The sequence below is a fragment of the Latilactobacillus fuchuensis genome (assembly GCF_900258455.1).
Lineage (GTDB): Bacteria > Bacillota > Bacilli > Lactobacillales > Lactobacillaceae > Latilactobacillus > Latilactobacillus fuchuensis.
Genome location: NZ_LT984417.1, coordinates 223,202 through 242,016, shown reverse-complemented (window position 1 = coordinate 242,016; position 18,815 = coordinate 223,202). Strand labels below are relative to the sequence as shown.

General features: G+C 41.7%; 14 protein-coding genes. 4 read left to right on the top strand and 10 right to left on the bottom strand.

Annotated features, from left to right (window positions below; genetic code table 11):
- Positions 1-171 precede the first annotated feature (171 nt).
- From LFUMFP_RS01095 to LFUMFP_RS01085, 3 genes are all read right to left on the bottom strand, one after another.
- Entirely contained in the window at positions 172-783 is a 612-nt protein-coding gene (locus LFUMFP_RS01095) for a LysE/ArgO family amino acid transporter (protein ID WP_106482892.1), read from the bottom strand.
- A 26-nt stretch (positions 784-809) separates the two neighbouring features.
- A complete protein-coding gene (locus LFUMFP_RS01090) occupies positions 810-1,481 on the bottom strand; it encodes a YoaK family protein (protein WP_106482891.1) in 672 nt (223 codons plus the stop codon).
- 408 nt (positions 1,482-1,889) lie between these two features.
- Positions 1,890-3,701 carry an alpha/beta fold hydrolase gene (locus tag LFUMFP_RS01085; protein ID WP_106482890.1) on the bottom strand — a complete coding sequence of 604 codons (1,812 nt, stop codon included), beginning with the start codon at positions 3,699-3,701 and terminating at the stop codon, positions 1,890-1,892.
- Positions 3,702-4,084: 383 nt separating this feature from the next.
- Here LFUMFP_RS01085 and LFUMFP_RS01080 point away from each other — a divergent pair, with 383 nt between their 5' ends.
- Positions 4,085-4,768, top strand: coding sequence for an MmcQ/YjbR family DNA-binding protein (locus LFUMFP_RS01080; RefSeq protein ID WP_106482889.1), 684 nt, complete (start codon positions 4,085-4,087; stop codon positions 4,766-4,768).
- A gap of 176 nt (positions 4,769-4,944) precedes the next feature.
- Entirely contained in the window at positions 4,945-6,444 is a 1,500-nt protein-coding gene (locus LFUMFP_RS01075) for a helix-turn-helix domain-containing protein (RefSeq protein WP_106482888.1), read from the top strand.
- A 58-nt stretch (positions 6,445-6,502) separates the two neighbouring features.
- Here the strand turns inward: LFUMFP_RS01075 and LFUMFP_RS01070 are convergent, their stop codons facing one another.
- The 5 genes from LFUMFP_RS01070 to LFUMFP_RS01050 all read right to left on the bottom strand — a co-directional run bounded on the left by LFUMFP_RS01070 (position 6,503) and on the right by LFUMFP_RS01050 (position 13,578).
- Positions 6,503-7,348, bottom strand: coding sequence for a class C sortase (locus LFUMFP_RS01070; RefSeq protein ID WP_106482887.1), 846 nt, complete (start codon positions 7,346-7,348; stop codon positions 6,503-6,505).
- Between the two features lie 15 nt (positions 7,349-7,363).
- Positions 7,364-8,836: a SpaH/EbpB family LPXTG-anchored major pilin gene (locus LFUMFP_RS01065; protein WP_106482886.1), complete on the bottom strand. Its 1,473-nt coding sequence runs from the start codon at positions 8,834-8,836 to the stop codon at positions 7,364-7,366.
- A 12-nt stretch (positions 8,837-8,848) separates the two neighbouring features.
- Positions 8,849-11,809: a vWA domain-containing protein gene (locus LFUMFP_RS01060; protein ID WP_056950266.1), complete on the bottom strand. Its 2,961-nt coding sequence runs from the start codon at positions 11,807-11,809 to the stop codon at positions 8,849-8,851.
- Between the two features lie 154 nt (positions 11,810-11,963).
- Complete coding sequence (locus LFUMFP_RS01055) at positions 11,964-13,190, bottom strand: CHAP domain-containing protein (protein ID WP_106482885.1); 1,227 nt, start codon at positions 13,188-13,190, stop codon at positions 11,964-11,966.
- A gap of 142 nt (positions 13,191-13,332) precedes the next feature.
- Entirely contained in the window at positions 13,333-13,578 is a 246-nt protein-coding gene (locus LFUMFP_RS01050; RefSeq protein WP_025083664.1) for a Mor transcription activator family protein, read from the bottom strand.
- Positions 13,579-13,714: 136 nt separating this feature from the next.
- Between LFUMFP_RS01050 and LFUMFP_RS01045 the strand changes: the two genes are divergently transcribed.
- Positions 13,715-14,659 carry a helix-turn-helix transcriptional regulator gene (locus LFUMFP_RS01045; protein WP_106482884.1) on the top strand — a complete coding sequence of 315 codons (945 nt, stop codon included), beginning with the start codon at positions 13,715-13,717 and terminating at the stop codon, positions 14,657-14,659.
- Between the two features lie 5 nt (positions 14,660-14,664).
- Here the strand turns inward: LFUMFP_RS01045 and LFUMFP_RS01040 are convergent, their stop codons facing one another.
- Complete coding sequence (locus LFUMFP_RS01040) at positions 14,665-15,717, bottom strand: S66 family peptidase (protein WP_106482883.1); 1,053 nt, start codon at positions 15,715-15,717, stop codon at positions 14,665-14,667.
- Between the two features lie 139 nt (positions 15,718-15,856).
- Between LFUMFP_RS01040 and LFUMFP_RS01035 the strand changes: the two genes are divergently transcribed.
- Positions 15,857-16,426 (top strand): PepSY domain-containing protein, encoded by a 570-nt coding sequence (locus LFUMFP_RS01035; protein ID WP_025083662.1) that lies wholly within the window; start codon positions 15,857-15,859, stop codon positions 16,424-16,426.
- A 62-nt stretch (positions 16,427-16,488) separates the two neighbouring features.
- On the opposite strand, the gene yicI is transcribed toward LFUMFP_RS01035, so the two are convergent.
- The gene (yicI, locus tag LFUMFP_RS01030; RefSeq protein ID WP_025083661.1) at positions 16,489-18,780 is read right to left on the bottom strand and encodes an alpha-xylosidase; all 2,292 of its coding nucleotides are present in this window, start codon (positions 18,778-18,780) and stop codon (positions 16,489-16,491) included.
- Positions 18,781-18,815: the final 35 nt, after the last annotated feature.

Below are 18,815 nucleotides of genomic sequence, written 5' to 3'. Positions count from 1 at the left end.
TAACAAACAGGGTTCAACTCATTTCAGTTCGATAGCTAGATACTAAGACCTAAAACATAGTAACTAAAAGTGGCTAACTTAAACTTGAAATTTTCGTATTTTATTTTATAACAAATAAGGCATTGTTAAACTAAAAAAGAGTGTCCCTCGTTTGAGGACCACTCTTTTCAACTAGAATAAGACAAACGCAACCTTGGTGATCAACGTTAGTCCGTAGCCAATAATAATCAAAGCACTGATCAGATTGACCCACATCAAGAACTTCGGCGAAACTTTATTTCTAAAAATACTGAATAGAATCGCAATCCCAAAGAACCAACTAGCGGTTGCCATTAAGACACCCACCATAAACGGCAATGTTTGACTCGCCGTCATATCACCGCGCAACGCGCCCAACATCAAGGTGCCATCAATCAACGCTTGCGGATTACCCCAAACGGCAACAAAGGCCGTCAAGATGACTTTTTTAAGCGGCATGGCTTGTAGCGAACCGAATTCAACGGCGGCTCGGGCACTGCGAATAATCGTGTAGCCAATCCACAAGATTAATAGCCCACCAATGCCCATAATCGCTAATTTGACCATTTCATTTTTAATAATTAAAGCGCCAATCCCGTAAAAGGCCACTAATGAAAATAAAGCGTCAAAAAACCAAATAAACAGACTGTTCAAAACAGCGCGCTTGGTGGTATTGGATAAGGCGTTATTAAAAACAAAAATATTCTGCATCCCAATCGGTGCGACAAACGCAAAACCAATTAACATCCCTTTTAAAAAAATCATCATACGACCCCTTTTCTAACCCTTAATTAAATACTTTTCTGCGGGTTCAACTGTAAAATCGTCAGTGTCCCCAACAAGCATAATGCAGAAATAATAATCGTGTGTTCACCTAGCCAGGCGACCATCAAGCCGACCACGACTGCCCCCAATGTAAAACTAACCATTATTCTAAAAATCTCCCACGCCTTGGCAATCGCTAATGGATTCTTCTTCGAAACCCCATCGTACAAGCTTTCCGCTAAGGTCCGGACGTTACCGGTCATCATTAACGACGTAAACGGTGTCCCTTTGAGTTGGCGGAATTCTTGTAATTGTGCCGCGGCAACCATTGATACCAGTGCGCTCGATAATAAATCAGAGACGTATGGCGAAACCACCGCCACGATGGTTAAAACCAAGACTTCAATCCCTAAAACAATCCGTTGACGCTTATTAATCGAGTCTTCAGCCTTAAAACGATGTTGTAACATCCTGGTTAAAATTGTCCCAACCATAAACGCCAAGACCGGCGTCATATGTTGTAATAAAACGCCCCATTTCATTTGACCTAGATGCGTCCCTAGTAGAATGAGATTCCCCGTTTGTAACCCCGCAAAAACTTCCCCGTGAACTAAATAGGTGTATGAATCAAACCCACCGGCAGCTGCAAGCAAGCCCCCATACAATAATTTGTCGCTTAAAACCATTCTTTCTGTCATTCAGATATTCGACTCCTCAAATCAAACTATAAACTTCTACTCTATCTGAATTTGAGCGGTTAGTCTAGTCACTAAACGTTTTCAAATAAATAAATCGCTTCTATCCTCTAGTATTACTATCATTAGTTGCATTCATTCGCCAATACCGCCGCACCATTTTTCAATGTTATAACGCAGACTCAATTGATGGATTTCATCATAAACTCAATAGCTATATACCTGTAAAGGCTTGCCCTTAATGGGGTAGTTTGCTATTTGACGCTTTATTAGGAAGCCACAAATAACGGTTATTTCCCCTATAAATACGCATAAATTTCAACGCACAAAAAAGGAGTGGATTTCTCCACTCCTTAAAAGTCTAACTTTTGGGGTTACTACAATTCATCTTAATTCTTTTTGTATAGGCGGCTATCTTCTTTTATAAAGAACGAATCCAGTAAATCCTAAGATAGTTGCACCGATTACAGTCAGAATTTTTTCTTGGGTTTGATTTTCACCCGTTTGTGGCAGATTACCTTGATTATGTTTGTTGTTAGTATCTTTATCTTTATTTTTGTCTGTATTTTTGTCTGTATCTTTATCTGTATCAGGTTTAGGTGTTGGTGTTGGAGCAGGAGTTGTTTTTACTTCTTTTAATGCACTGAAAGCGGTATTCAAGTCAGATGTTACTTGATCAATTTCAGCTTGTGTGGCATTGGCGTTAGCCAAAACAGCTTCCGCGGCTTGCAATTTATCTTTTAAAGCTTGCTGCGTCTCGGCGGTGAATTCATACCCATCTTTTGCTTTGGCAGCCTTAGCTTGATCAATAGCCACTTGTAATTCGGTTGTCGTTGGAATTGCTTCTTCAACAACGTTGGAAATCGCTGCCTTTAAATCGAGCGTTACGTTATCGACTTCTGTTTGTGTGGCCGCTGCTTTTTTATCCAAAACGCTTTGAGCTGTTTTTAAGACTGTTTTTAGATTAGCCTTTGTTTCTGCTGTGAACCGATTTCCCGCAGTAGGCGTTAAGTTAGTGCCCTTAGTAATGTAATCCTGTAATTCCATCGTTGAAACGGTATAAACGAAATTTGTAACTTCAGTATGGTAGGTTAACCGATCATACGCCATGGAAACTCCGTGGGGACCATCTTTGATCAGAACTTTTTTCTTGTATACGGCAGGGGAGGCCTCAAATAATGGATTAACCATTTCTGTTGGCACAAAATCGTCGTTGTCACCATGAATGAAAAGCTGTGGTAAGGTATTCTTCTTGACTTGGTTGATCGATGACATTTCATCTATACTTATACCAGCTTGTTCTTGTAGTTCATCACTGGCAATTTTTATTGCAGCGTTTAATCGATCAATACCGTGAATTTCAAGTAGGGTTCTATTCACAAGAGGTACTTTTGAATTTTGTCCAAGATAGCTTATTTCGTCCGAAACAGAAGTGTAACCACAATCTTCAATAACAGCACGAACATTTTCTGGAAGATCTTCGCCGCCAGTCATCATGACAGTCGCTGCCCCCATGCTGACCCCTTGTAAAACGATATCGGTATCTTGACCGGTTGTCTCAATCATTTGTTGAATCCAACCTTTGTAGTCGTTCCGTTCGGCCCATCCAAAAGTAATGATTCGTCCTTCACTTTCACCATGTGAACGGGCATCAGGAGCGAGAATATTATAACCTAAATCATAATACATTTTAGCCCATGAAGCCGCGTCGTTATTAGAACCGTGATAACCATGTGCAATGATTGCTGTTTTTTTAGAGTTTCCATTTTTAATATATTTAGCCGACAGTTTAAGACCATCGTCGGATTGCCGCGTAATGGTTTCTGTTGGGATTTGTGAGAACCAGTTATGATCTTCAACCATGCCGCCGTAATCTGGTGCAGTTGTAATATCTCCACCACCACCAAGGTTTATATCGAAGGAGTCGCGAATAAAGAATAGTTTAAAAAATTCGTGTCCCAGTTCTTCGATAGGGGTTTTCGCACTCATAATTTTCCAAATGTCAACATTATCATTTGGGTCTACAGCCTTCGAATTATTAACAGCCGCTTCCAACTGACTAATTTGATTCGCTGAAAGCCCGTCTAATTCGGTATCCCCCGAGTTGACGACGGTTGTGTCTGCGGATGTAACGTTTTCTGCATGAGCAATCGATTGTTGCGTGCCTAAACTTAAACTAAATAAAAATATACCTAACCCCAATCCCCATTTCCAATTCTTCATGATAACAACTCCTTTTTTTATTTAGGCCAACTATACCACTTAGATGAAAGCGATTACACACCCCTATCCTGACAATATTTACCATAATCGCTTAAGTTTGTTTAGGTCGTTAAATGGATCACTAAACTATGATGCGCTCCTCGGCAAGTGGACACGATAATATAATAAAATATTTATCAAACTGTTTGCCGATTTCAGTAAACAGTTTTCTTATCTTTCTTTTAGGACGAATTATCAATTCAAATACAAAAAATATGTAAATAAGGAGTACACTTCATTATGAAACAACGGATTAAAATAACCCCCACAGATAAAATTAAAACTGTTGGGATAAATATTGATTGACACAATCTTTTTCAGTTAACCCCCGGAGGTTTCTTCCTATGTATACCCATCAAACATTTCTCAATGATTTAATCGCTACCCAAAGTACGCGTCCCGAACAGTTGCTAGCTTATGGTTTTCAGCAGACCGCGACCGGGGATTATCGTTACCAGACCACCATTCTCGATCAACAATTCACCCTAACTGTTTTGTTAACGGTCGATCAGCAACTGACGACCCAAATTACAGATAATACAACCGAATTACCTTATCCACCCTATCAATCGGAACAAGCGACTGGCCCGTTCGTCAGTCAATTACGCCAAGCTGTCCGTCAACAGATTGAACAACTGGCGGCCAGTTGCTTCCAAACAACGATTTTTAGCCAACCGGCAACACTCGCACTTTTGGACTACGCCCACCATCAATATGCGAACCAACCTGAATTTCTATGGGCTAAATCGCCGCAAAATGCCGTTTTACGGCGACGTGATTCACATAAATGGTACGCGGCCATTCTAGTTGTCTCTAAGCGCAAACTTGGCTTGGACAGCGATGAAATCGTCGAAATTCTTGATGTCCGGGTCGACCCTGCCATCCTGCCGACCTTGATTGACAACCAACGATTCTTCCCCGCTTATCATATGAATAAAACTCATTGGTTAACGATTATCCTAGATCAAAATACACCACTTGAAATGTTGGAACACTACCTCGATCAAAGTTATCAATTGGCTAAATAATCATTGGCAACAATCATTAATTACTAATGCTGGCGACGCTGCCCAATTCGGGCTAGTCGCCTTTTTTAATTGCCCACAATGTAATGTTGCCAGCCTTTAACAATAATCGTTTTTCGTGCATCTCACTTTTTAAACATGCTACACTATAATTAATAACTTATTAATTGGAGGCCTTAATGATATTTAATCGCGAGCTATTACACGACCGCACCGTTATCAAAGTTGAAATTCTAACGTTGATTCGTGATCAACCCAACAGTTGGACTCAAAGCGCCTTAGCACAAGAATTCAACTGCAGTCGTAAACTCATTAATACCTACCTGACTGAAATCAATCAATTAGCCCAAACTTGGCTTGACCAAACTTTAATTCAACGTCATTCAACTTTACATCAATTGGTCATTGCTGGCCCCCATCAACATTTGAACAGTTTGCTAATTCGCGCTCACCTATTGGCGGCTGACAGCAGTGTTCAACTGTTGTTATTGCTCATGCAATCCACTAAACTCACGACCCTCGAAATTTGTCACCAACTCTACATCAGTGAATCCTGTCTCCATAAAAAAATGGCCCTTTTACGGAACCACTTAGCTCCCTATGCACTTTCAATCAAAAAACGAACAGGACACTACCGGCTTAGCGGGAACGCTTTTCAATTGATGGCCTATTTTCTAGAATTCTTCAGAACCGGTTTTAATTATCAGATTTGGCCGTTTACCAATAGTTCACAAACAGTGGTCACCGCTAGTTTGCGCTTATTTTTTGAAGGTGAAAAAATCCATTTAACAAAAACCCAACTGACCCATTACAGCTTTTTAGTCGGGCTATTACGTTGCCAACCCATGCACATTAAAGAAACCACGGAACGCGCCTTATCCGCTGAAAACAAAACCGTTAACCAGCAACTATTAAACTGTTTCAAACCCAGTCGACTTAAACTATTAGTTGCCCAATTAAACCTCAGCCCCACCGACCTCAATTTATTTCTCTGTTACAGCCAGACTAGGGACGATTTTTATTTGATTAAACAATTCAACCACGTTGCCTTAAACCAACATCAAATCGTCGATTCAGATGAACATCAATTAATCGATCTTTTTAAGGCGCAAATTCTCCCCTTATTCACCGTCCAAGGATTAACGGCTGATACCCAAGCGCTGCCAAGTCTGTTAGCCATTAATTACGCCTTCATCCTCGCCAAACGGTTTCAGGTTGCGTTTCCTTTGCTAACTAAACATCATGTGCAATCACCCGTGGCGACTTCTAATCCAATCCAACAAATCAGCCAAACGATTCATACTTTTATTCATTTTGAAAAAAACCGCCCCACCCATTTATTAATGGAACAACTAGCGACTCGCTATCATGAACTTTTGACCCATTTTTTTAAGCTTGAGAAACCAACACCGTGCTTTAAAGTTAGTCTATTTGGCTACGATTCCCATCATGATTACCATGTCGTCCAGGCCCTCATTGAACAACGTTTTAAAAGCTTATTTTCTTTTACTTTCGTTGCCAATCCGCATCGTGAGCAACCGTCTGATCTTTTATTTTTTAATCCCCATCACGGACCACCCGCTAATCATCATTCGCCGATTCCCGTCACAAGCCAAGTCACCTTTCAAGATTGTCAACGAATCCACGATGCGTTAATTCAGTTACCGCAAGGTCATTAAACTCACCAAAAAAGCCGAATCGTGCTGATTCGGCTTTTTTTGATGAATTTCTATTCAATTAACGACGCCGACGCCAAATGAGGCTGCCACCGCCAATCACTAACGCACCAATTGAGACGCTACCCAATAACCAATACCATTGCTGATTCTTAGTCGTTTGTTTGGCTTGATTTGGCGTTGGTTGTTTCAACGGTACTCGATAACCGGTCACTAGCAATCGATGACTGTTGACCGTATACGGCGTACAAGTCACCAACGTTACTAAATCTTGACCCGGTTGCACTTCCAAACCTTTCAAATTCGATGGTTTCACGATTCGTTTGGTTTTAACTTGGTAAGCCAATTGTTTACCTAATACCTCTATATAGAACCGGTCACCTTTTTTTAATTGATTTAATTTAGTCAGTAACACCCGATTCGGCAACCCATTATGTCCCATAATAACTGAATGGGTATCTTGCCCACCAATTGGATACGAGGTCCCTTGCAATAAAGTCACCCCTTTTTCGAGTAATTCTGGGTTGGTCCGATCAAATAATGGTAATTGACTCTTGATTTTTGGAATCGACAAACTGCCTAATAAACGTTCTTCAAAATACTGCCGATTAAGATCATTTTTAGCCACCGTCGCGGTTAAGGGGTCCTCCCCTTGTTTGGGCACACCACCTAAATCTTTTAACGCTTGATTTCGTTTTTTTAATGCTTGCAATCGTTTCTGTCGCACCTGACCATTGGTTTGGTTCATTTTTTGTTGAAACCGTTCAATCCTAATCTGGTCTAATTGATTATTGACGAAACTCACCACAAAGGGATAACAAAAGATGAGCAATCCGGTAATAAATAAAGTAATAATCACCCATTTTAACTTTTTGGCACTTAAACGCGATTTCTCCTGTTTTTTCATTGGCTTAATTCCTGATTAACGTTTTACTTTACGATTCCAGAAGTAGGCCCCGCCCATTAGCATTAACCCAACTACAACGAAGGCGTAGATACCAATGCTACCGGTTTGTGGTAAAAAACCACCTTTGCGAATATTTTCAAATGAAATGGTCTCCGTCCCGTATTGCCCTGCAACCACTGTGAAATCTTTCGTTGGTCGATTATTCTCATTTAACAAATAACCATTTGGCGCCTTAACTTCAATCAATGAGTGATTACCATTAGCTAAACCGACAACCGACAACTGACCATTATTCCCAGAACTAATCTTAGTCGCTTGTGCTTCATCAGAAACCCATTTATCGAATAGATAAGTATCCGCTTGGCCTTGTTTAAACATCGCGAATTGATCACCCTTTTTAACAACAAACTGGGCACCAGCTAATCCTTTATCCGTTTGTGCATCAATTTTCTTGAATTTTTTGCCACCAGTTACCGTTTTAACGATTAAATCTGTTCCTGGTTGATTATTAACACTGATAGTTGCTTTATTTTGAATCACTTGATCCGGATCAACACTTGCCGTCAACTGCATTGGATAAGTCACTAACAATTTTTGACCCGCTAATTGTTTAACGTTAGTGGCATCCGTTTTCAAAGTAATCTCAAACCCATTATTAGTTGCTGCAATCGTGTAGTCCGTACCCTGCACTAAATCGCCCACCTTAACGGCTGCTAAATCAGCTAGCACTAACCCGTTACTAGGTGCATCCTGAATAACAAAAGACTGGACATTAGCTTCCGCAATATTTACCGGAATATTAACCGTCAATGCGTAGTTTAAAAGAGCACCACTACTCACGTTCGGATATTTAGTCCCGTTAAAGTCAACTTCAGTAAAATTAGCTTGATTCGTTAACACCTTTTGATCTTCGTCAGTTTCATTCTTAGGATAGAGATGAATCTGACTATTAATGGTGGTTGTTCCTGGTTTATAGACTGGCATGACAACGACCATTGGTACAGCTTTTTTAGTAATAGTCGGCGTCACCGGCGTTGTTGTTTCTAAAACAAGATACGCCGCGTATTGCCCACCCTTGTGGATTGGTAACTTAGCAAAATCAGCGACCCCTTCACCGGCCGTCGTAATTTCATTGCCAATTTTAGTTGCATAATCGGGAGCTGCACTAATTGATTCGTCTTGAATTTCGGAAATGACGGTATTAATTTCCGTTTCACTATGTTTATCGCCTAATTTATGATAGTATTCATCGGTTACATCATAGATACTAAAACCGGCACCATTCAATGCTTTCCCACCAAAGTTCATGATTTCACCCGTATTTTGCGTCAGCGTTGACGTTTCACCCGCCGGAAAAATCCGTTTGTGAATTCTGATTTGTGCCTGATCGGTATTGGTTTCAGTTGCCGCTGATACAGCCCCAATTCCGGTTAAACTAGAAACTAAGAGCGTCGTTGCCATCAATGCTTTCATTAATTTGAACTTCATAATGGTTTCCTCCTATTTTTTATCTATCGACCGTTTTTTTTGGTACCCATAATAACCACTTAAGATTAGTGCAATAGCCATTAATCCAGCAGCCCAATATTGATATTGACGCCAACCTGATCCGCCGGTCGCCGGTAGATGACCACCCACTGGCGTATTATCAATCGTCAATTGGATCGACTGTTCCGTTAACTTGACTTGCGTATCTGCCTGACCGTCTTTGGTAACCGTTACTTGGCCATCTTTTCCGATGACTACCTTTAGAATGGCTTTCGATTCAAGATAGCCGTTTGGTGCTTTGGTTTCTTTAATATGATAAGCTTGACCAGCCTTTAATGGATAAACAGTCGTGGCATCTATCTTGAATTGTCCCTGACCATTATCGTCCGTTATTAACGTCGCAAGTGACTTCATCTCAGTATCATATAAAGTAAATTCGGCACCCGCTAATACTTTTTGTGTGAGTGCATCCCGTTTTAAAATACCTAAATCAAACGGTTTGTGTTGATTGATGATGACGCCATTCTGACCTTTCGGTGTAATTTGCCAATAATCATCGTTTGGACCAACGGTTAACGCCTCTGTTTGACCCGCGGCATCCGTTAACGTGACTTGTTGTTTGGCGCCAATTTTTAATTGCCACGGTTGTTGTTGCACTAATTCATACCCCGCCGGCGCCTTAGTTTCGGTAATCAGATAGTCTCCTGTTTGCAGGTTAGTCGTGAACTTAATTGCGCCGTTGCTATCAGAGGTTACCGTTTCAATAGGGGTACCATCCTTAGTACTCAATTTAAATTCAGCGCCCCCTAATCCTGCGCCAAAACCATTCTCTTTTTTTAATGTTATTTGGTATGGTTTGGGTGCAATGCTCCGAATTGATGGTACTGCGAAATACATATTAGCCCCATTACCATTGGTCAAATAAGTTGTTTCGTTGGCCGGATAAAACTTGCCGTCACGATACGCTTCTTTTAACAATACATCATAGGTTATTCGATAGCCTTGTCGACTACTTTGATCCGCACCTAAGTGCAAATCGGCCATTTTAACCACTTTGCCCGACGTTATAGTCGGTTGTTGCGCACTTCCAGCCCCGTCTGTTAGCTTCCCATCTTTCAATACGAGATTGACTCCTTTTAGCGAACCCGGCACATAATTCACAAATTCACTTAAAGGATCCGTCACATTAGCGGCCGCAATTGTCGCGATGAGTTTATCAATAATATTTTGTAAAGCCGTCACCAATGTCGCAATCGCTGAGACCGTATAAGTGCCTTCCGGTCCTAATGCACCAACGACTGTATTGGCCGTATTACCGGTATGGTACCCAATCCCGTAACGGTGTAAATTAGCATTTTTCTGTTGTTTATACCGATCCTCAATAAATTTTACGGTTAGTGGGTTGTTGACCACCGTCCCATTACCACTGTATAAATCATCCTTTTGTGCAGTCATTTTTAAAATACTATTACCATTTATAAACGTCGGCGTTAACTGCCCCAATGACTGATCCAATGTCTTATTACCCGCATACGTATCACTCGGTGAAAAAGTCGGCTCACCGTCGGTAATCGTGATTAATACTTTATAAGCATCAGCCCGCGCGCCATAATCGGCGTTCGTTAATAACTTAATGCCAGCATCAACCCCTAAGAAAGTCGGTGTTCCAGAAGTTTGAATATCTTCCGTCAATAACTTGTGTCCCATCAAAGTCGTTTTATTATTTGTAAAACCGGCAAATTTATTTTGGTTGGCTTTATTATCAAATGCCGCGATTTCACCGTACGGTCGTCGTGGGCTACCTTCTGTTGAGCCAAACGCTGCTAACCCAATTTGAATATCGCGATCGTCCGTCAACATTCCCGCCGAAAACTGATTCACAGCTGCTTTTAAATCTTGCCAACGCGTTTTTCCAGAACTGGTCGTTGTCTTCATACTACCGGATTTATCTAACACTAAAACGACGTCAATTTTAGGCATTGGTTGAATTGCATCACCAATTACGTCCAATTGCACCTTAAATTGATTGGCAGTTGTCGTGGGTTGAACTGTTTTCTTTAAATTTGCCCGGCCGCTTTTGGCACTACCGTATTCATGATAACCATCTTTAAATGAAAGATTGCTGCCATCGAGATTATATTGGGCAATCCCGCTATCAGATTCCGTTAATCCGTAATGATAATTTTTTAAGAGTTCCGATGTCGTCCCAATTCCAAGATGTTGATCAACCCCATTGGTCGCATGCGTCCCCTGGTCATGTGTCGTATAGTGAAACGGATCACTGATTGCCCGCGTTACTGTCAATATCCGCGGTAATCCATTGACTAATTGAGTCGCTTTTAAACTTGACCCATCCGCAATTTCACTTTCTGATTGAACCATGGCTTGACTCGTTTGATTAGCCGATTCCTGACTACTCGTCGAAGCAGTTGGAACTTGGCTAGGTTGATTTATCGGCTGTTCGATACGTTCTGATTCTTTTTCAGATTCAGTCGAACTTGTTTGCGGTAACGTTAATGTGTAAGGTCCCGCGTCCGTGTCGGTTAATATATCGACGGTCGTATTTTGATCGACCCGTTGGTCTAATTGCAAATTAACTACCAGCGGCTCCCTATTTGTCAGTAATTCGATGGTCCCTTTAGTGCTTGATGTAAATTCTTTTTCCACTAACCAGTCAGACTGTCGTTCAAATTCAGGTTGTTCAACCATCTCGGTCGCGACCGGTATTTTAAGTTTAAACTTGAATTGTTCATTTGGTGTCGTCCTTTTTTCATAATCAATTACCCAATGAACTTGATCCGCTTGTTCAACTGATCTGGCACTAACTTTTAATTGTTGACTATCGAGCAATACTTGCTGTTCTACTTGAACGGCCAGTGATTTGCCGGGTAACAACAATAAACTATTGCCAAACGCTGAAACCAATAGGGTCAGTAACATCAGCCATTTGAAAAGATGCATCAAATACTTCATACTGTCTCCTCCTTATCTATCGCAATGGTGTTAATTTCATTTTAACGGTCAGTATTCATCTTTTATTATCTAAAAAGCACTAGCCACTGGGTCAAAATGAACGCAAAAAAAAGACTTGTCAGTTGACAAGTCTTTTTGGTTTAATATTTAAATTTTATCTGTGGATGTAAGTGAATGCTGAAGCACCTGAGACAGTTTGGGTGTTAGGACCACCAGGGCTGTCAAAGCCCATCCCACCTTGAGTGATGGTAATCGTGTTGCTAGCGGCATTGTATGATTGAACGTAAGCAACGTGACCGTATGAACCATCAGCAGCCCATGAACCAACCATTTGACCACCAGCAAAGCTAACAATTGCACCAGCAGCAGGTGAGTTATTGACTGTGAAGCCTTCAGCAGCTGCTGAAGCGCCCCATTGGTTACCATTGCCCCAGCCGTTACCAGCCCATGATGCAACTGATTTAACGTACCAAGTACATTGGCCCCAAGCGTATGAGTTACCAGCAGAATTGCTAGAAGATTGTGTCCCTGAACCATTTGAAGCAGGTGTTGCAGCAGCAGGTGTTGCACTAGTTGCTGAACTATTACTATCAGTTGTTGTTTCTGCCTTAGCTGTTACAGTTGTCTTAGCAGCAGATGCAACGGCCGCTTTCGCAGCGGCAGCCTTAGCTGATTCTTCAGCGTTTGCTTGATCATATTTTGTTTGTAAAGCTTCTAATTCATCTTTATTATCTGTAATTTTTTGGTTTAAGGCGTCTTCTTTTTTGCTTGCTTCAGCCTTTAAATCCGTTAAGTTAGTCTTTTCTTTTACTAAGCTCGCTTTAGTATTCACTAATGTCGTCTTAGTTGATTCTTGATCATTCTTTAAAGTCGTTAAACTTGTTTTAGCATCATTAACATCAGCTAAAGCCGTTTTACTTGCTTGGTTTAATTTATTGACCGTCATTGAACGTGATACAAGGTCAGCAAAGTCATTTGAGTTTAATAAGAAATCGATATAGACATTCCCGCTAACGGCATCGCCACTCGTCTTTTGTAAAGAAACCAATTGACTCTTCAAGACAGCAGTCCGTTTAGTGACTTCTTGTTGTGCTTGATCGATTTGGCCTGAAAGACTTGCGATTTTAGTCGTTGCATCTTTGATTGCTGTTTCTTGTTCAGTAATCTTGCTTGAGTTCGTGCTGATTTGTTGATCAAGCTTGATACTTTCAGTATTAGCAGTTGCGATTTGAGTTAACAAATCGTCAGTACTGCTTTCATTAGCTGAAATTGCTGTTTTAGCATCCGTTGCTGAACTAGCAGCCGCAGGGACGACTGGTAAAATACTGATTCCTAATACTCCGATTGCAAGTACGCTCATAATTGACTTTTTCAATGACATTTAAATTAATCTCCTATACTGAGTTGCTCTTCTTAATCCTTTACTAGTATAGAACTTGATTGTTACATTTACATTACACCCATATTATGTTCATTTAACAAAAAATGATAACCCTATAAACCATTTCTACTAGTTAATATCATTAATCTTGAAGAATTTTGCGAATCCAGCGCTGTGAATAATCATATTTCTTGGTCAACGCCGCTAGATTATGCCCGTCATATTCACTTTTAATCCGTTGGGCAACCCGCTGTCGATCATACAGCCGCATGGGAAAAGAGATTTGTCGTCCCCGATAAATTTCGTAAATCTGACACAACGTTTCTTCATCCACAATTTCAAATAATTCCGCATACGATTCTTGTAATATTTCAGTTTCAATTAGCATCGCCAAAACCCACTTTCTCGATTCACTTGTTTATTCGATAAACCTAATTTACACTATTTGATAGACACATTTAGTCTATCTACTTTCAAATTAAGGCTTTTTGCAACACAAATAACTCGTTTTTAAGGAGACGCTTATGAATGCAGCTTACCGCCAACTCACCATTTTCCAAAGTTTAATGAATGGGCAACTCATCACAAAAAGTGAGCTCGTTGCCCAATTTGCCGTCAATCCACGAGTGATTCAACGCGATTTTAGCCAATTGAAGCAATTCATCGCTGACCAACAGTTGCCCTACCAACTCGCCTATCACCGCGGATTAGGCGGCTACCAACTCACCAGTCAACAAGATGACCTGTCCAAGCAAACAATCTTGGTCCTGATTAAAGTATTGTTAGCGAGTCGCTCGTTGACCAAAATCGAACTCGATCAAACAATTACCGGCTTATTGAAACTGATTAAACCGGCCGACCGTCAAGCGATTGAACCGATTATTAAAAATGAACAATTTCATTACATCCCCGTTCATCATCAAAAACCGTTATTACAATTAATTTGGCAATTCAGCCAACTGATTCTTAAAAAGCAGACCATCACGATTCATTACCAACGCCAACATGGCGAGATTGTTGAACGGACGATTTTACCGGAAGCAATTATTTGTTCCGAGTACTATTATTATCTAATTTCCTATAACGCTAAATATCAAAGCAACCTTTTCTACCGTATCGACCGGATTCAGGATTGGCATCTTGCCGATGAAGTCATTAGTCGGACTTATGCGCAGCGTTTCGAAGACGGTCCACTCCGCCAGAACACCCATTACATGCAGCCTGGCAAACTGACTACCATTCAATTTGAATTCTGGGGGATCGTCGAGGCCGCTCTCGACCGTTTCCCGAATGCCACAATAAAAGCACGCTACCCAAAACGCGGTAGCGTGCTGATTGAAACTGAAGCTTATGATCGCGGCGCCTTAATGTGGCTGTTCAGCCAAGGACCACTAGTGAAAGTGGTGGCACCAACCGATTTCGTGGCAATGGTGAAAGCCAGCTTGAATGAGAGTTTAAAGCGATACTAAAATTACTAGTCAATCATATTAATTTCTAACTGATCTAAATCCACCCGGACTTCCGCCCCATACGGTAACACACAACGCGGATAAGCATGGCCAAAATTGACGTTGTACAGAATTGGCGTTTGATAAGGTTCAGTAATCGTTAATAATTCGGTTTGGTAGTCCGCATAATAGCGTTCGTTTTGTGGTTTACCGACGATGATGCCTTGAACGACGGCCAAAATCCCAGCTTGGTTTAAGGCTTGCAACATGGCCCGGTATTCGGTTGGGTTCGGTTGCTCTTCACTGGTTTCGATGAACAGGATTTTAGCCTGCCATTCCGCGATTGATGGCATGATTTGATACTGTTCAGCACTGGCTTTAATCGCTGGAACCATCAATAAGTCGGTCAGACTTTCTAAACAACCGCCTAATAATTGACCGGTTAGCTGACCACTGCCACGCAAAACCTCAAAACCATGGGTTTCCGGATGACTAATCCGTGGTGTCCCAACCGCGTCAGCTGAAAAGTCAGTTCGTTCTTCATACCAAATCGGACTTGAGGTAATCTCCGCCCCAGAAAAACCGGTTAAATATTGCGCAAATGCCCGCTTGGTGTACGGCAACATCTGTTGATCTAATTCAGCTAAATCGTTTAAAAAATTCGGACCATAATAGGTTTGCAGTCCTAAGCGATAAAACATTAAATGATTATTGGTCGTATCTGAAAAACCGGTGACGATTTTAGGATGGTCACGAACGTTAGCGATGAATTCCGGATCGGTCATTAAAAATGGCCATAATCGATAAGTATCATCCCCGCCAATCGCACAAATAACACCTTTAATCGTATCGTCAGCAAACGCCTGCTTCAAATCGGCCGCCCGCTTTTCTGGATACGCCTGTAAATCAGCTAGTCCATTGCGGCTATTAGCCATATAAACGGGTTCTAACCCGAATTCACGCAAACGTTGCTCACCTAATTGGCGTTGGTGCGCCGCAAAATCTTCGCCAATCACCCCGCTTGATAAACTAACGATTGCTACGCGGTCCCCAACTTGTAACGTTTTTGGTGTTAACATTCCAAAAACCCCCAATCCTTAAATTGTCTTTTATTATACAAGTTATTCCCCAAAAGCCTAGGATTAACGCTTCAGTTTTGACGTTGTATATTCTTCTTGTTATAATTAGAATATACTAATATAAAAAGTGAGGTTTCCCATGCCTAAAATCATCTATCTCGGTTTAACAACTGTCCTGTTAGCGACGTTGGCGGGTTGCCAAACCCAATCCCAGTCAACAACCTCTGAATCAGCCGTTGCATCATCGACGGCCAAACAACCAACTGCACTAGCTTCGATTAAAGTCCCGGTTGACGAAGCATTGGCTATTTTCCAAAAACAATATCCCGCAGCTAAAGTGACACATCTCGAATTAGAGACAACATTGGGCCAATATTTATACGAAATTGAAGGTCTCACCGACACCGATGAAGTCAGCCTCAGGATTAACGCCAAAACAAAAGCCGTCTCTGACCAACAATCCGAAAAATTAGAAGCTGACGATCAAGATACAGACGACAGCTTAGATTTGAAATCCCTCCTATCGCTTAAAAAAGTGACTGCAATCGCGCAAAAAGCGGTTGGCAGCGGTCAAGCTATCAGTTGGGAACTGGAAAAAGAAGTCGGCATTACCCACTGGACCGTCGCGGTTAAACACGGGCGCCAAACCACAGATGTTCAAATTAACGCGCAAACCGGTGAAGTCTTAACCAAAGAAGTCGACGACTAACTAGCCGCATAAACCGATAAAAAGGCTCATCCAAAATCTGGATGAGCCCTTTTCATTTTCCCTTATTTTAAAGTAAAACTTTCACAACTAGTCGTCATTGAGATTTCTTTAATCGTCATGCCTTGGTAGTAAATCAATTTCGGTAAAGTCTTTAAACATTGTGCATCGACTGAGAGTTCATGTCCATCAACCGACACGGTCACCGTGACGAAGCCCACTTGATTGCCGTGACAATCGACAACTGTTTGTTGGTGTTGACCGGCTGTCATTTGGAAAAGGTGAATTTCTGGTGCTTGTGTATAGTCGTATTCCGCATGAGTGGCCGTTGGATCTTGTAACAGAATCGTATTTTGACGTGCTAATAATGGTAAATTAAGATAATCATATTTTTCTTGTAACCATTGACCATTTTCAGGCACATCATAAACTTGATGCGTTAGCAGGTTGGTCCAGACGCCATTGGGTAAGTAGTATTTAACCGTCCCTTGATCGTTAAAAATCGGCGCGACCATCAATTGACTACCCAACATATATTGGGTCGCGAGATGTCCGACATTTTGGTCCTGATCAAATTCGAGAAAGACCGGACGCATCAACGGGACACCCGTTTGGTGCGTTTGAACGGCCTCACTGAATAAATACGGCATCATCGCTAACTTATTCTTAACAAACTTACGGGTGACCGCGACCGCTTCATCATCGTAGTTCCAAGGTACTCGGTATTCGATATTACCGTGATAGCGGCTGTGGCTGGACAGTAGACCAAATTGGGTCCACCGTTTATAAATATCAGCCGTTGCATTGTCTTCAAAGCCGCCGATATCATGGCTCCAAAAACCAAATCCAGACAATAAGAATGATAAACCACCACGTAAGGAGTCCGCCATGGAAGCATAGCGTGATAGGTTATCGCCCCCCCAGTGAACTGGGAATTTCTGTGAACCGACCGTGGCCGAACGGGCAAACAAGACCGCTTCGTTGAGACCTTTCTTTTCTTGTAAGACTTCAAAAACCGTTTGGTTATAGAGATAGGTGTAATAATTATGCATTTTCTCAGGAGAGGAGCCATCATAGTAAACAACATCTTCAGTCGGAATTCGTTCACCAAAATCGGTCTTAAACGAATCGACGCCCATGTCCATCAATTCTCTGAGATACCCTTTATACCATTCAACGGCTTGCGGATTGGTGAAATCAACGATTCCTTGACCCGCCTGCCACATGTCCCATTGCCAAACGTTGCCATCCTGGCGTTTAATGAAATACCCTTTCTCTTGACCAATTTTAAAGAGTCGTGATTTCTGACCGATGTACGGATTTAGCCAAACACAGACTTTGACCCCTTTTTCATGAATACGGCGTAACATCCCCTCTGGATCGGGGAATTTTTGACGGTCCCATTCAAAATTGGTCCATTCAAAACCTTTCATCCAGAAACAATCAAAATGGAAAACATCCAACGGGATATCTCGTTCTTGCATACCATCAATAAACTTCATCACCGTTTTTTCACTGTAATCGGTGGTGAAAGAGGTCGATAACCATAAACCAAACGACCAAGCGGGTGGCAAGGCTGGCTTGCCAGTCAGATCCGTATATTTCTTGAGAATTTCTTTAGGTGTCGCGCCATAGATGACATAGTATTCCAGGCTTTCACCAGGCACACTAAATTGCACGCGCGACACGTTTTCAGAAGCAACTTCGTAAGATACGTTCTCGGATTGATTGACGAATACACCGTAGCCTTGATTCGTGATGTAAAACGGGATGTTTTTGTACGATTGTTCGCTCCCCGTGCCACCATCAGCATTCCAAGTATTGACGACCTGTCCGTTCTTGACAAACGGCGTAAACCGTTCGCCTAAACCGTAAACTAACGTGTCAATATCAAGTGACAATTGCTCGCGCATATAGCTTTCATGGTGTTTCGTATCGACAATTTGACCTTGCGCACCATTTTCAGAAGTGGTCAGTACTTGACCGTTGGCTTCAAACACCAAGTTAAACGGTTGATGACCGACCGGTACTTTAACGGTTAAATCACCCGATTTAATCGCCAAGCATTGATCAACCACACTGGTTTTCAGCTTTTTTTGTTGATCATCAATCGCAAACCTAGGGCCTTGAGCAATCTGATCAAAATGGGTTAGCTGCACCCCGATGATATCGCTTTGCGGCGAGGTAATCGTGAGCGTCGTCATCCCAATATTGAGCGTATCGCCGCGTTCGGCGACCTTTTTATAAGGCGCGTACAACGTGACCGCTTGTTCATCAACTTGAAAATCATAAACTTCTTGCGGGTGATTGACGGTCATCCCGTCACGGTCCATCCAATAGCCGTCTGTAAATTTCATCTTTTAAAAACCTCCGTTTAACTTAAAGCAAATAT

Coding starts and splice junctions, on each gene's coding strand:
- LFUMFP_RS01095 (WP_106482892.1), bottom strand. CDS start 783: ATGATTTTTTTAAAAGGGATGTTAATTGGTTTTGCGTTTGTCGCACCG.
- LFUMFP_RS01090 (WP_106482891.1), bottom strand. CDS start 1,481: ATGACAGAAAGAATGGTTTTAAGCGACAAATTATTGTATGGGGGCTTG.
- LFUMFP_RS01085 (WP_106482890.1), bottom strand. CDS start 3,701: ATGAAGAATTGGAAATGGGGATTGGGGTTAGGTATATTTTTATTTAGT.
- LFUMFP_RS01080 (WP_106482889.1), top strand. CDS start 4,085: ATGTATACCCATCAAACATTTCTCAATGATTTAATCGCTACCCAAAGT.
- LFUMFP_RS01075 (WP_106482888.1), top strand. CDS start 4,945: ATGATATTTAATCGCGAGCTATTACACGACCGCACCGTTATCAAAGTT.
- LFUMFP_RS01070 (WP_106482887.1), bottom strand. CDS start 7,348: ATGAAAAAACAGGAGAAATCGCGTTTAAGTGCCAAAAAGTTAAAATGG.
- LFUMFP_RS01065 (WP_106482886.1), bottom strand. CDS start 8,836: ATGAAGTTCAAATTAATGAAAGCATTGATGGCAACGACGCTCTTAGTT.
- LFUMFP_RS01060 (WP_056950266.1), bottom strand. CDS start 11,809: ATGAAGTATTTGATGCATCTTTTCAAATGGCTGATGTTACTGACCCTA.
- LFUMFP_RS01055 (WP_106482885.1), bottom strand. CDS start 13,190: ATGTCATTGAAAAAGTCAATTATGAGCGTACTTGCAATCGGAGTATTA.
- LFUMFP_RS01050 (WP_025083664.1), bottom strand. CDS start 13,578: ATGCTAATTGAAACTGAAATATTACAAGAATCGTATGCGGAATTATTT.
- LFUMFP_RS01045 (WP_106482884.1), top strand. CDS start 13,715: ATGAATGCAGCTTACCGCCAACTCACCATTTTCCAAAGTTTAATGAAT.
- LFUMFP_RS01040 (WP_106482883.1), bottom strand. CDS start 15,717: ATGTTAACACCAAAAACGTTACAAGTTGGGGACCGCGTAGCAATCGTT.
- LFUMFP_RS01035 (WP_025083662.1), top strand. CDS start 15,857: ATGCCTAAAATCATCTATCTCGGTTTAACAACTGTCCTGTTAGCGACG.
- yicI (WP_025083661.1), bottom strand. CDS start 18,780: ATGAAATTTACAGACGGCTATTGGATGGACCGTGACGGGATGACCGTC.